A 13,797-nucleotide genomic window follows, 5' to 3' on the forward strand; every position below is an offset into this window, starting at 1 on the left:
TGTCCAAATGAAAATGTTTTTTAGCACGTACAGTAAATATTAATAACAATGTCGACCAATTCTATAATTTTCAAAGAGTTGTACATTGATATAATAATTTTTTGGATAGAAATGAGCATGATATCTAATGCTTTACAAGGTCGGCAGCTGTTAAAAACATGGTAAATAGTTACCATGTTTTTGGATCTATTTAACCAAACTTAAATGTGGAGGACGTTTACCTGAGTTTTGCTCAGTCAAGCCTTCCCCAGTGATGGAGCCCATAAAGAAGCTATTGCTAAACGTAAGGGCACTTACTTCATCCGCAGGGAACCGTAGTTGTTCGAGGATCGTACTACGTTTGATCCCATTTGAACGCAGTGCTGAAAACACCTTTTCTAATACAAGTGATCTCTCACGATCGTCCATACCTTGTGGTTCGCTGGTTCGATACCCCCGTCGAGCTAACTCAATTGATAATTGTCGATAATGCCATTCGGTAGATAAACCCACATCGAATGTGCGACGGACCAAAGCTGCAAGTGACACTTTCCAATTTTTTTTCAATGAGATAAGTAGATCCAGCGATGGCATTCTTGGGACCGTCGCCAAAACACTACGTTCAGGCATCAAAAAAGCTGATGCAAAGCGGTCGGCATCTAGTTCAGCTTGTCTGCCATTATTGCTTGAATGTTTGTGAAGAACTAAATGACCTAATTCATGAGCTGCATCGAAGCGGCTACGCTCCGGTGTTTTCATTGTGTTCAGAAGAACAAATGGTTTTTCGTCAATCCAAAACGAAAAAGCATCAACTTCAACGCAATTTTCAGCGAGCGAGAATACACGTACACCATTAGCCTCCAGAAGGTGAATTAAGTTAGAAATCGATAGTTCACCGACTCCCCAGTGTTCTCTCACTGCTCGGGCGGCACGATCAGGTTCCGAATAACCATCGAAGCTACAATCAGGAATATTGGGTTTCGGTAGTTTGAATTGTTCTTCAATCCAGATTGATAACTCTTGGGCAAGTTTGCCTGCTCCAAGCGCGGAATCTCTCTTCTGTGCACTTAGCTTAGTCATTGCTCGAAAACTAACCGATTCAGGAGAAAGAGAAGGGACGTCTCTGTCGAGGAAAAATTCAACAGGGTAACCAAGAACAGCAGAGATTTTATCCATACTGTCACTGGCTACAGCATCAAAGATACCAGCCTTCTCATAGTTAGAAATCGTTCTGCTGGTCAATTCAGCTGCTTCGGCTAAAGCTCTTTGTGTCAGACCTCTTCGTTCTCTTGCTATACGTAAACGCTCTGAATTAAACATGGTACATACTTAGCCTACTTTTGAAATGTCGAGGTCGATATCTGGCGTAAATAGTGGTGCATCATTACTCTGGATAATCGGCTCTGGTCCGTGAATATCAAGTATCAAGCGCGTAGAAAAGCTATTAACTACATTTTTATCGTTGTACGAGATCGGTCGAGAAAGCTCTGCACGGATACCTACCCGGTGAAAGTCATCGATTTCATAAAAATCGTAGAGTAAAAACCATAAGTCCATTCCGATTTTATTCGGTAGGAGAGGGACAACATCACCTTCGGGTAGATCAAGGTCCAATTTAAGTTGGTTATCGTCGAACTTGAGATTTCCTTGCCCTGGAGTATTGTTGTGAATCAACCCCATCAGATCGCAAGTAAAGTCACCTTTCTTCAGGCGAGATTCGGGGTATCCATGAAGAAGTCCAGTTTGATCGCAGCCACGGCATAGGTAAATTGCAACATTATCGCTAACGGTTAATTCAACATTTCGAATAGATAGCCGTTTATACCCTTTTGGCGCAAGAATCTCACGAGCGCCGCTAATTCCCTCACCATAAAAATACTGCCCACGTGAAATTGCAGGATGGTTCTGAGTCGTTGAGTAACGACCTGATAACCCTCGTTCGAGGATACGGGCAAGATCACTTTGGCTAAGATTCATAGGCTGCAGATAGGATTCAACGTCACCAAGGTCAGCCAGCACGACAGTTTTTGCGAGATTATGAGAGTACATTGGCAGTGCCTCTTATGGATTTTCTGTTTTTTATACCTCATTTGAGGTGTGAAAACAAGAAAATTACTGGATGCAATACCAGTGTGAGGGCAGCCAAGCCAGCCTATTTAAATAGCTGTAAAACCTGTGGCAATTCACTATCTCTCGAATTACACAATATCCTTGCCGACTTTACCGTCATCCACGATGATAGCTATTAGCTAGTTAGCGTTGAAGAGAGGACATAGGGAATGCTCGAAGTTGAATTTCAGGAATGGTTGAAAAGCAAAGGAGCCAAAACGCTAGCAGGCCTCAACTCCCGTATTTATGCTGTCAAAACTATAGAAAAAAATCTCGCAGCACTTGGTTCTCCTCATGCAGATCTGGATGCAGCCTACGAAGCGGATGGATTTGCGCAATTGAGACAGCGGATCAAAGAGATTCGCCGTGATGCCAAAGACAACGGCAATGACTATCGGTTACTAATGCCTGAATCAGAGCAACCGCTTAACCGATTGTCCAACTGGAATAGCTGGCTCGGACAATATGGACGCTTCCTGAGCGGTGATGACTCTCAGGCCGACGAAATTCGGGATTATGTCCTTGAAAACTACATCACCCCAGCCAGAGAGCGAGGTGACGCAAGTGTCACCCTAGTCGTTGGCCCTCTGAATACTGAAATGGGTCTCGACAAGGGATGGCCGAACATCTGTCAGGCTCTTGATGGTCAAAAATTTCAGGAACTAGCGGATGTTCCCCCTCCGGTGACGGAAGGGCCTAAAAAGAGCACAACCCGGAAATATACGTTCATCCTTACGGAAGGAAGCGAACTAGTGGCCCAGAATAAACCAACTCCGACTAACCTTATTTTTTACGGTCCTCCAGGTACCGGAAAGACCTATAACACGGCGAGGGAAGCCGTAGCGCTCTGCGATGGCAAAGATGCCTATCCGAACTCAAAAGATGGGCGGGCGGCCCTGATGGTGCGCTATAACGAACTGATGGCAGAAAAGAGGATCTCTTTCGTCACATTCCACCAGAGCTATGACTACGAAACCTTCGTTGAGGGCCTTCGTCCCGAAATCGGTGAAGATGAGTCTTCGTCTGCTGGATTCAGACTCATGCCTACGCCGGGTCTCTTCAGAGAAATTTGTGCCCTTGCCGATCAGGCCAGAACACAACCCCGTGCACAGACAGATGCCTCGGCACTGCAACTATCCCATAAACGCTTCTGGAAAATGGGGCAAGGGACAATTGGCACCGAAGACGATGTGTATGAAGATGCCCGCGACAATGGGTATATCGCTCTGGGTTGGGGTGGGACGATAGACTGGAGCGCGGATAGATTTTCATCGTTCAACGCGATTCATGATGAATGGAGCAAGCAAAATCCAGGGAATCTGACGCCTAGTAACTGGACGCAAACCTACCCCTTCCGTTGCGAAATGAAGCCTGGTGATATCGTGATTGTCCCTTACGGGAACACTGCGTTTCGCGCTATCGCTGAAATCACTGGTGATTACTATTTCGTTCCTGAAGCCGAAGGTTACTATGCCCACCGCCGCCCAGTTCGCTGGCTATTGACCCTTGATGAACCACTGCCACTCGATACCATTATCGATGGTAACTTCACCATGCGGACGCTTTATTCCATTGCCACCAGTCGTGTGAATATCCCGGCGCTAGGCAGACTGCTCTCGAGTACAGAGAACTTGGATAATAGTTCCGATGTTAAAGGACAACCAGAACAATTCGTCCTCATCATTGATGAGATCAACCGGGCAAATATCTCGAAAGTGTTCGGCGAACTGATTACGTTAATTGAGCCGGATAAACGTCTGGGAATGCCTGATGCACTCACCGTAACTTTGCCTTATTCGAAAAAGAAAGATTTTGGCATCCCCGCCAACCTTCATATCATAGGTACCATGAATACCGCCGATCGATCCATCGCATTGCTCGACACAGCATTAAGGCGGCGATTCAACTTCCGGGAAATGGCTCCCGACGCGACCCTGCTAAGTGAAGTAGAGGGGATCGATCTCAAAGCCGTTCTTACCACCATCAACCAGCGTATTGAATATCTTATAGGCCGGGAATATCGCATTGGACACGCCTTCTTTATCAATTGTGAATCCAGGACACAAGTTGAAGATGCAGTGCGCAATAAGGTCATACCACTGTTACAAGAGTATTTCTTCGAGGACTGGAGCCGAATAGCGGCAGTGCTGGGCGATGGTTTTATGCAGGAAGCGCAGATTTTTCCGCCACCAGGAATAGAGGGGGAACCATTATCAAGCTGGTCGGTACGTGCACCGTTCAGAAATGACGCCTTTGATCGGCTGATAGGCAAAGCCAGAACGTTAAATGTCACCGATCTTGAGGTGGCTGGTGAATCGAAAGAATGACTCACCTCACGGTTCGCGAATGGGGTGGTGTTTGTGTGAACACTGAAAGCAACATAAACGCTCCTCATGCTTTTACCCGTCCTCAGGCTAACGCGCTGCTTACAGCGGCGCGCGAGCATCCGCTGGCAAATCAGCACGGTACCAATATCTTAATCGATCGCCATAACAAAATTATTGCCGGGCAAATGGTTGGGGTCATTGCCGCTCCGGGATGTAGCCTTGAGATCCTGCCCAAATTCGACGACGAGACGATAGAACCGGACGCCACAATACGCAATCGCCTGATACGTATGCTTGATGTCGCTCTCGGCCTTAAACTCGGCAATGGGCAGGCTGCAACAATGGCGAGACAAGCTGAAAGCTTGCTAGAGATACTCATCCGCTTGTTCGCCGAGCGACTCTTATCTGAAGTACATCGGGGATTACCGCGCACCTATTTGGCACAGGAAGACGATTTGCCCTCATTGCGCGGAAGGCTCAATATCAAACGACAATTCACTACGCTTGCCGTCCGCCCCGACCGTCTCGCCTGTCGTTACGACGAACTGTCGGCTGATACCGCCCTACTTCGAATTATGAAGGCGTGTGTAGTTCTGCTTCACCATTATGCCCGCGCTGCTGATACGCTCCGTCGTCTGAATGAATTGCGCATCCTGCTGGCGGGTGTTAGCGCCCCCCCCTTGAGTCACCTGCCTTGGTCACAGGTTCGGATCGACCGAACCAATCATCGCTGGGAAGCACTCTACAATCTGGCACGTCTTCTCCTGCGACGCGACTGGCAAGCTACTCACCACGATAAACGAGCGCAGAACGGGATTACACTGCTTTTCCCAATGAACGACCTGTTCGAGGCATATATAGCGGCGCTGGCGAAGCGTGCTGTACGCGGTACGGAATGGACGGTTCGTGCACAGGCAGGCAGATTATACTGTCTGATCGAGGACGTAAAAGAAGGCAAACCACGCTTCCAGACCCGGCCGGATCTGCTTATCGAGAGGGACCATCAGATTGTTATGATCATAGACACTAAATGGAAGCGTATTGGGCGTCATCCCGAAGATACCAGGCATGGCATGTCGCAGACAGATGTCTACCAGATGATGGCCTACGCCCGGATTTATCACTGCCCACAAGTTATGCTTCTCTATCCACATCATGCAGGTCTGGGAACGCAACCTCTGAATGTAAGCTATAGGATTCTTGCGGGCGAAGAACAATTACAGGTGGCTAGTGTTGATCTGATTCCAGATGAAGCCGCAATTGTCGAGCAGTTGATTCATCATATCCGCATTAATACACAGAGGGGGGGAATTGGCATACCTTGAGATCTTGCCCCCTCAATAAATCTCATTCACGATTCAGACTTACTATTGCAATGCCCCCAAGAGTCCGGATCTACACTTTAGGTTCAAAGGGGGAAAATTGAGGAGTAGGACGTGTGCTTTGAACATTTATCTCTGGGAGGAGGTGAACGGTCTCTATAAATGATTTATCCTTTAAAACCGGATGCTTACACAACTGTGATATCATGCAACAATATTAGTATACCTACAGGTATCTGGCATATGAAAATAATAATCATTAGTGATTTACATGTTGGTGATGCAGCTGTTTCAACTGAGTTTGCAGTAGGGAGCTCTAACAACGCTGTAAAAAATCAGTTTCTGAATGAATTAAGGCATCTTGCTAAACAAGAGGATATACGAGCTGACTATCTTGTTATCGCGGGTGACATCACCAACAGAGCAACCAGTGACGAATTTGAACTTGCATCTACACGCTTGAAAGAAATAGCGATGATTCTGGGAGTAGAGCAAGAAAAAGTCTTTTTTGTTCCAGGGAACCACGATGGTAACTGGATTGAAGAGGAACTCTCAATGACCTCAAATGAAAACATTAATATAACAATTGAACGCAAATACAGCAACTTGCGCTTCAATGACTTTTTTAAACAATGTTTAGATCGAGCTCATTTTGGCAGTTATTACAATGAACCATATTTTGCTATTTGGAGCGATGAGAACCTCAATATTATTGGTGTGAACAGTTCGGTTTATGATCACTATGATAGAAAACCTCATCATGGTATTATTCGCAAACAGGATTTAACCGAACTGGATAGAAAGCTTCAAGAACTAAAGATTGCATATAGCGAGAAGATTAATCTGCTCGTCGTACATCACCATCCAATCCAGCAGCCTGATTTACCTTTTGACGTCGCTGACCATAGCATCTTACAAAATGCAGCTATCCTGATGGATATTGCGTCTAAGCATAACATTAATTTTATCGTTCATGGGCATAAACATATACCTAGGCTTGCACAGTATTCTGACGACTATCAGCATCCTATTAATATACTTTGTGCTGGTAGTTTCTCTGCTCGTTTAGATGATAGATGGTTCCAAGGGGTACCGAATACTATTCATCAAATTGAAGTTGATAAAATTTGTGATGTAAACAAAACACCTTTAGGGAAGGTAGTGACTTGGTCACACAACACAGGGCATGGGTGGACAAAAGATGAGTCCATTAACGGGATACCGCATAAAGAATTTTTTGGTAATCGTATGTTACCTATTGAACTAAAAAATCAGCTAAAAAAATCTATTGAGAGTTTTTTCGAGACACAGACACATGTAAAGTGGAGTGAATTATCTAATCATTATGCTGATATAATATATACTTCGAGAAAACTACTTGAAAAAACCATTGTAGATTTATCAGGTGAGATCGGCTTTACAATATTTAAAACTCCAGGGCAAGATGAATTGTTTATTTTGTTGAAGGATAAATAATATGCATAACTTATTTGGATTTAATAATATATTTGAACACTCTAATGCTAGATACTTCACTTCAGACCAACTAGCTGAAGAGTTTGTTTGGACTCCAGCATTTGAATCTCTAATATCTAACAAAAATCATATAATACTAGGTTCTCGAGGTTCGGGTAAGACTGCTTTAATTAAAATGCTTTCTCATGAATGTCTTACTAAGTTAAAAGATGAAAAAGCAAGAAAAATCATAGAGCAACGCTCGTTTATTGCGACGTATATTCCATTGAAAGTTGAATGGGTAAACTCAATTGGTGATATTGATGATAATAACCTGCTTTTTAAGTGGAGTTTGAACTTATCATCATGCGCAAGGTTTCTAGATACCATACGAAGCTGTCTTCATTCATATGTTGAAGATGAAATAGATAGGATCATAAAAGAAAAGTCTATTTGTAATAAAATATCAGAATTATGGTTGTCTAAGAAGTTAAACACAATTACCGATATTTATGACGATTTAGAAATTACCGAATATAAAAAGAATATTATCTTTAATAAGATGAAGTTAGGTCTTGCACTAAATGATGATGATCTTATGGTTGGACTTAACTTTAATACAGATCTATTTAAACCTTTAATAATGGCACTGTCCACGGTAAGGAAAGAAATAGGTCTTTCTAATTCTTCTACATTCTGTGTTTGTATTGATGAAGCTGAATTCTTAACTAAAGAACATCATAGAATATTGAATACACATATGAGATCATATAATGAAATCGTATTCAAAATAACAACAATGCCATACCGGCACTACACTCTGGAAACTGTTACCGGCACTCCATTAAACATGGGACACGACTTTGATTATTTAAATATTGATAAGCAAGGCCTCCATGGTAGCTCAAATAATAACTCTCATGATTTCTTTGAAAATTTCGCAGATAAGCTTTTTAGAAAGAGAATAAATAATTCATCTATTATAAATAAAGATATTACACTTGAGAGTCTTTTGGGTAATTCGATATTAATCGACTCCCCTAAAGATGTACTTCCTGATGATAAACTGATGGAGAAGGTGAGAGAGTATTGTGATTCCAGTACAATCAAAAGAGCGGAGAGGTTATTCGAACAAGACTATTCTCTTTTTGAAAGCTCAGTATCGAGGAAATTGAGAGGGACACTGATATTAAAAGATTCCTTTCAGCGTTATAAAGGAAATGCTTCGCCATTTATATTTTCTGGGTATTCACTGATAGTAAGGTGTTCTGATGGAAACCCCCGTCGACTATTACGATTATTTAATTATCTTTTTTCAAAGAATATTGAATCTTGTACTGAACTTAAGCCTCTATCAGACAAGGAGCAAGGTGCGAAACTAAAAGAGTTTTCATACTCAGAGCTAGATGGTTTAAACCTAGAGGTAGATGGAAAGAAAGCTTTCGATTTGTTTACAACAATTGGGCGGTTTTTAAAAGACAAACTTCATACAGACAAAATAAATACAGATACATACAACTCATTTTCATTCGATGTTGAAGATGATAACGTATGGAAGTATATAGAAACAGCTGTAGATTTAGGTTTAATTTACCCAGATTTTAGAGGGTTGGACAACGATAACAAGATGCCAAACAGGAAAGGTAGATTTTCCTTGGCCTTCTGTCTATCACCTCATTTTTACTTAATGCCAAGAAAAGGAAACTCAATCAAATTATCTGTGATAATGAACAATTCTTCTTATAGCCGGTTTAAAGCTATAAATAAAAACAATGATGATGGACAATATAGCCTAGACTGGGAGGAGAATGATGAATAAATTACATGTAGATGACTTATCAATAGGCGAGCTAAGTCAGTCAAAATATGATATCGCATTATTTTCTTGTGGGTACGAAGAACGCTGTATTGATGTGGCTACACGATTGAATAAGGATAATATCGACAATGTGATTGTTTTAGCTTTTGATCAACATAAAGAAGATCCAGTCCGTATCGATAGTTTGAGTTATTTTTCAGAAAGCTGGACTGGCTTCAAATTGCTAGAGATTTCACAAAGGGAAATTTCTGAAATACAAAAAACACTAAGTGAAATAATTAACAAGGTTAATGTTACGGAATTAAAAATACTAATTGACTACACTTCGATGTCTCGAGCTTGGTATGCAGCGGTTTTAAACTACCTAGTCAATTTTTGTGAATTAAGAGTAACAATTGATTTGATATACGCAACTGCAGTGTATAGAAATTTAGATCTCAACGTTGAACTTGGTGAGTTACGAATAATTCCAGGATGTGAAGGTATTTCATTAACTAAAAGACATAATGCAGCAATATTTATGTTGGGATTTGATAGATATGGTCCTCAACGTTTGTATAACTTATTAAATCCAAATAAATGCTTTGGTATCATGGCTGCACCAGCTGCAAGCTATGACTATGAAAATACTTGTTTAGAAAAAAACAAAGACTTTATTTTACACTACCTTGGTGGTGAGGATAAACTCATAAAATTGCCAATTAACAGTATTGCAACATGTTATGATAATATGTCACAGATGCTCTCTCCTCTTAGATCTGAATATAACGTTTCCATTATTCCGTTTGGACCAAAGCCACATATTTTAGCGGCGATTTTATGTAGCTTTAATTATCCTAATGTTACCTGTCTATACTCTGAATATATCCGAAATGAAACTACGAAAGTTGAATCCTCCGGTGATTTTGTAATATCTCGCTTGCATGTTAAAAAATATGAATAACTTATTTAATTTACTACATTACTAGATGATTTAGTTTGGGTGTAAGATGTTCTAAGCATCTCACCCAAGCGGGTCACATGTTGTGACCTAACGATCAATAACATACGTAATGTCAGCTTCTGGCACGGAACGGACACGTTAACTGAGCTTAAAGTCTGCTGTGAGCGAAAGGCGGGTCGAGTGATATCTCAATCCGCTACGGATTCACTAACATGGATGTCCGCCTTGCTAGATATCCAGAAATTATAATCTACATGTTACTGCAGATATCGAGGATTTATTGTAACGACAGCGTATCATTCTCCTTCTATCAGTCTCAGAGTGTGGACGGTGAATTAGTTCAAATCGCCCAGATGTGTTTCGATTCACAGACACCAGTATGTGGCAGGATCCGCATAACAGCGGTCTGGCATGCTGAAATGAAACCGCATCAACAGCCACCCATTCCCCGTCAACCGTAATCACATATTCAGTGGGCCTGAATCGTATCGTCATCTTCTGCCACCTCCCGCCGCTACAGGTGATGAATGCCTGTCTTCAGGAGGGTATGGAGGCGGGCCGTCAATCGAGCAGGTATAGTTCTCCCGCCAGGTGGTTTCTTCGATGCTGTAGATACCCGTGTTGCATACCGCACAGTGCTTCTCTCTCACATAATGACGACCACACCAGACGCTGTACCAGGCCTGAGGTATCACGCAGACTGGACTTAGAGATGTCTGTTAAACACGTGGCGATTCAAAATGTTTTTGGATTAATCAAGGTGCGCGTGTCTAGGTGATTTTATATGGCATTGTAACGGGTCGGTATTATTTGAGTTTAGCCACGAGTTTGATAAAGAAAAATACATCGCTAAAACTGCTGATGCCTCTGAATAAACTAGCGAACGAAATGCTTGTTTTGAAGCAGGTTTTCACTCCTGATTTATCCCAAACTCGATTCCGGTACAGCCCCAGAAAATGACGAGCCTCCACCAGCGCATGTCTGTAAAAAAATACCTTTATTTTTTTGTTTTGTTCCTGTCCCGCTAGCTGGATGATTTCGGCGATCACTTCAACATAGCTTATTGCACGAACATCGTAGTAATCCGGTCGGTGCGTAATAGAGGTCCTATTGCTGTTATAGATATAGTCCTTAACATCCAATACGCAGAGACGGCCATTTCTAGCTGCAAGATGAACCGTCCAGATAATGTCTTTATGGCTCTTACCGTACTGGAAGTGCAGTGAGTGTTGTCTGATATAGGCTGACTTGATCATCTGCAACACAGGTAATGTGGCCATTCACGGCGTGTAACGCACTGTCTAATCCACTCATGACCTGACAGGGTCGCCCCATATGGCTGCTTTCGGTGGACTGCTCTTCGATGTAGGTCAGCACTAGAATGCCAGCCATTAAAGATCATGACGTCGGCTTGCGACGCAGTAGCTGCTTGCCATCGTTTTTCAATGAACCCGTCTGCTATATCATCGTCAGCATCGAGGAAAATTACCCACTCTCCTTGATGCAAGGCTAGAGCAGCATTTCGGGCAGCATAGACACCTCGATTGGCCTGCTCAATCAGAATGAGTCGGTCATCATGGATTTGGCGAAGAGCGTTGGCTGTTCCATCAGTAGAACCGTCATCGACAATGATAAGTTCAATAGCCACGTGGGTTTCGCTGAGGATTTTATTAACCAGATTACCAATGGTCTCAACGGCGTTGTAAGCAGGGATAATGACACTAACGTCGATTTTATTCTTCATCACGAGTAACTATTTCCCTTCATCGTCATCTTTAAGCCTTGTGATCGGGATCATCCGTCTTTCCCTGATTTCCTGGTCGATATCAAACAAGCACTCGTCGCAGAATTCTTTATCGAGTGAGAGCCATCGCTCAAGGACACTTCTTTTTTTGTTGCAACGTGCGCATCTCTTCATCTTTCCGCGTCTTTGCGACCTCGTAATTTGGGATACATGGAAAATGGGCGTAGCAAGCCTCGGCTAGATAACTAACCGTAATAAAAGGCTTTTCTGCGAGTAAGTTAAGACAAGGATAACCAGGCAGGGCGCATGAAAGATAATCGTTTTGATAGATCAGTTTTTCGATATTGATCGTTGGCACCGATCGATAACAAGTGCGGTTAAGTTATAGGCATGTCCACGGAGTCAGCTCATGAAAACGAGCGTTTTGCTAAATGGAATAATCTTGAGAATGCGTCTGTATCAGCGCAGCAGCCACCAACGTCAGTACGTTGCCAGAGATGGACCACGTTGCAAAGGGAGAACGTATGGGCATCTCCGAACTGACAGGCCCAGAAGAAGTGAATGATGTTCATTGTGAGCAGTTAAATCTTAAGCTTGGCAGGAGGGCAATATATCCGATCATAGCGGAATGCAATATGCCCTCCTGATTCGCCAGACCTCTGGCAACCGATTAGCGCGATATCGTATAAACCCACTCGCCGCAATGGGGGCATTTCTTGCCGCCGTAGTAGGAACGTTCGCATTGATTGCATCGCCACAGCCCCCTTCGGGTATTCAAAGGACCTCGTAGACCAGCATAACCTGCAGGCGGTTGTTTTCGTCTGTGACCGGCGCTTGTCGATGCTGGTTGCTTCGGTGGACGGATTACGTAGTGGCAGCTTTGGTTTTTGATTCGTTCGCTGCGATTATGTCGGGAGTGAATAAAAATCTCTTTGCCTGACTTGTCCTCGTCGATAGCAACCTCTGCATGGCAGGAATCGCATAACAGCCGCCCCCGATAATCCAGAGGAAGCTCTTCTGGCGTCACCCACTCACCGTCTTCGGTGATGGCGTGTTCAATGGCACGGAATTGCATCATGACGATGCCCCCCGTTGTGCCGATTCAATAAGCATCTTTAGTTTCATAGTATGGGACCTTCGCCATACAGCACGCAGGCGAAAGCCGCCTATGTCAGGCAGTCTGGCGAGTATGCTGTGGGGGGAATTCAGATAAACATGAGAGGAGGTAAGGTTTGATTTGATATCACTGGCGGGATTGGTCGATACGCTGCTGTAGCCAGGCTTCTACTTCGCTTTGCAACCAACGAGAGCTTCTGCCCAGCTTAATGGGCTTCGGAAACTCGCCGTCTTTTATCAACTTATAGAACCATTTATCCGTCAGGCCCGTGCGCCGGGTGATAAACGCCATCGTCACCAACTGGTCGTTAAGAACGCTGTAATCAGTTGTCATCGTTTTTCTCCTAGAGTGAATGAGGAGAAGGAGCCAGGTATGGTGAACGCAGACTCCTTCAAACGATGGGGCTCCGGCGTAATTTTTAACTTGCTTTCCGCCGTCTACCCGCCCCCGGTGGGGCAGGGATATCACTCAACTGGCAGATTACGCCCAGAGTCTTCTGCTCCTGCTTACTGAGATAGCTCAGGATGTACTGCATGTTCTTACGGCACTTGATATCGTCATACGCCGTCACCCATTCACCTCGCAAGCGATAACGCTCTTTAGGCTCATAACGGTGTGTATGTCCTTCTTCCCATGTCACATACTTCCAGGTATCCCTGAGTGTTTCAAAGACAGTCGAGACCTGGCGATGCTTCTGACCGTTGAGGTAAAACACTGCGTGGATGTGATAACCATGATGTTCGGTTTGCTCCAGCACCCATGCGTAACCCACCAGCCCATTGATGGTGATGGCAATGGTAAGTAGATCATGAGACTGAGGATCGGCATCGTTAGATGTCGCTGTTGGGGAGATTGATGGAGTACCACGACTGGATAGCATCATCCATCAGCATTGGGGTAATGTGATGAAAATTCAGGAGAAGGGATGCTAATTAGAAAGATTTCTTCTTTAGAAACAGTATTATTTACCTTAATTACAATC

11 protein-coding genes and 1 pseudogene are annotated in these 13,797 nt (G+C 43.5%); 5 read left to right on the forward strand and 7 right to left on the reverse strand.

Features of this window, described 5'->3' with window-relative positions; genetic code table 11:
* Positions 1-186 precede the first annotated feature (186 nt).
* Positions 187-1,299, reverse strand: coding sequence for a helix-turn-helix domain-containing protein (locus ACMGGS_RS09800; protein WP_072044167.1), 1,113 nt, complete (start codon positions 1,297-1,299; stop codon positions 187-189).
* A 9-nt stretch (positions 1,300-1,308) separates the two neighbouring features.
* A complete protein-coding gene (locus ACMGGS_RS09805) occupies positions 1,309-2,028 on the reverse strand; it encodes a hypothetical protein (RefSeq protein ID WP_045142664.1) in 720 nt (239 codons plus the stop codon).
* A 230-nt stretch (positions 2,029-2,258) separates the two neighbouring features.
* Here ACMGGS_RS09805 and ACMGGS_RS09810 point away from each other — a divergent pair, with 230 nt between their 5' ends.
* From ACMGGS_RS09810 to ACMGGS_RS09830, 5 genes are all read left to right on the forward strand, one after another.
* Positions 2,259-4,415, forward strand: coding sequence for an AAA family ATPase (locus ACMGGS_RS09810; protein ID WP_045142663.1), 2,157 nt, complete (start codon positions 2,259-2,261; stop codon positions 4,413-4,415).
* Positions 4,412-5,740 carry an McrC family protein gene (locus tag ACMGGS_RS09815; protein WP_045142662.1) on the forward strand — a complete coding sequence of 443 codons (1,329 nt, stop codon included), beginning with the start codon at positions 4,412-4,414 and terminating at the stop codon, positions 5,738-5,740. The genes ACMGGS_RS09810 and ACMGGS_RS09815 overlap by 4 nt, the downstream gene beginning before the upstream one ends.
* A 240-nt stretch (positions 5,741-5,980) precedes the next feature.
* Entirely contained in the window at positions 5,981-7,213 is a 1,233-nt protein-coding gene (locus tag ACMGGS_RS09820; RefSeq protein WP_072044166.1) for a metallophosphoesterase family protein, read from the forward strand.
* Between the two features lies 1 nt (position 7,214).
* Complete coding sequence (locus tag ACMGGS_RS09825; RefSeq protein ID WP_142462379.1) at positions 7,215-9,011, forward strand: hypothetical protein; 1,797 nt, start codon at positions 7,215-7,217, stop codon at positions 9,009-9,011.
* The gene (locus tag ACMGGS_RS09830; RefSeq protein WP_202813208.1) at positions 9,001-9,954 is read left to right on the forward strand and encodes a hypothetical protein; all 954 of its coding nucleotides are present in this window, start codon (positions 9,001-9,003) and stop codon (positions 9,952-9,954) included. The genes ACMGGS_RS09825 and ACMGGS_RS09830 overlap by 11 nt, the downstream gene beginning before the upstream one ends.
* Before the next feature lie 491 nt (positions 9,955-10,445).
* Here the strand turns inward: ACMGGS_RS09830 and ACMGGS_RS09835 are convergent, their stop codons facing one another.
* From ACMGGS_RS09835 to ACMGGS_RS09855, 5 genes and pseudogenes are all read right to left on the reverse strand, one after another.
* Complete coding sequence (locus ACMGGS_RS09835; RefSeq protein WP_127350908.1) at positions 10,446-10,649, reverse strand: putative zinc ribbon protein; 204 nt, start codon at positions 10,647-10,649, stop codon at positions 10,446-10,448.
* Between the two features lie 111 nt (positions 10,650-10,760).
* Positions 10,761-11,698: pseudogene (locus ACMGGS_RS09840) on the reverse strand (glycosyltransferase).
* A 670-nt stretch (positions 11,699-12,368) separates the two neighbouring features.
* Positions 12,369-12,776 carry a putative zinc ribbon protein gene (locus ACMGGS_RS09845; protein ID WP_127350906.1) on the reverse strand — a complete coding sequence of 136 codons (408 nt, stop codon included), beginning with the start codon at positions 12,774-12,776 and terminating at the stop codon, positions 12,369-12,371.
* A gap of 165 nt (positions 12,777-12,941) precedes the next feature.
* The gene (locus tag ACMGGS_RS09850) at positions 12,942-13,148 is read right to left on the reverse strand and encodes a helix-turn-helix transcriptional regulator (protein ID WP_045141672.1); all 207 of its coding nucleotides are present in this window, start codon (positions 13,146-13,148) and stop codon (positions 12,942-12,944) included.
* Positions 13,149-13,233: 85 nt separating this feature from the next.
* Positions 13,234-13,698: an inovirus-type Gp2 protein gene (locus ACMGGS_RS09855; RefSeq protein WP_080336124.1), complete on the reverse strand. Its 465-nt coding sequence runs from the start codon at positions 13,696-13,698 to the stop codon at positions 13,234-13,236.
* Between the last annotated feature and the right edge of the window lie 99 nt (positions 13,699-13,797).

The sequence above is a fragment of the Superficieibacter sp. BNK-5 genome, from assembly GCF_047456055.1.
GTDB lineage: Bacteria > Pseudomonadota > Gammaproteobacteria > Enterobacterales > Enterobacteriaceae > Superficieibacter.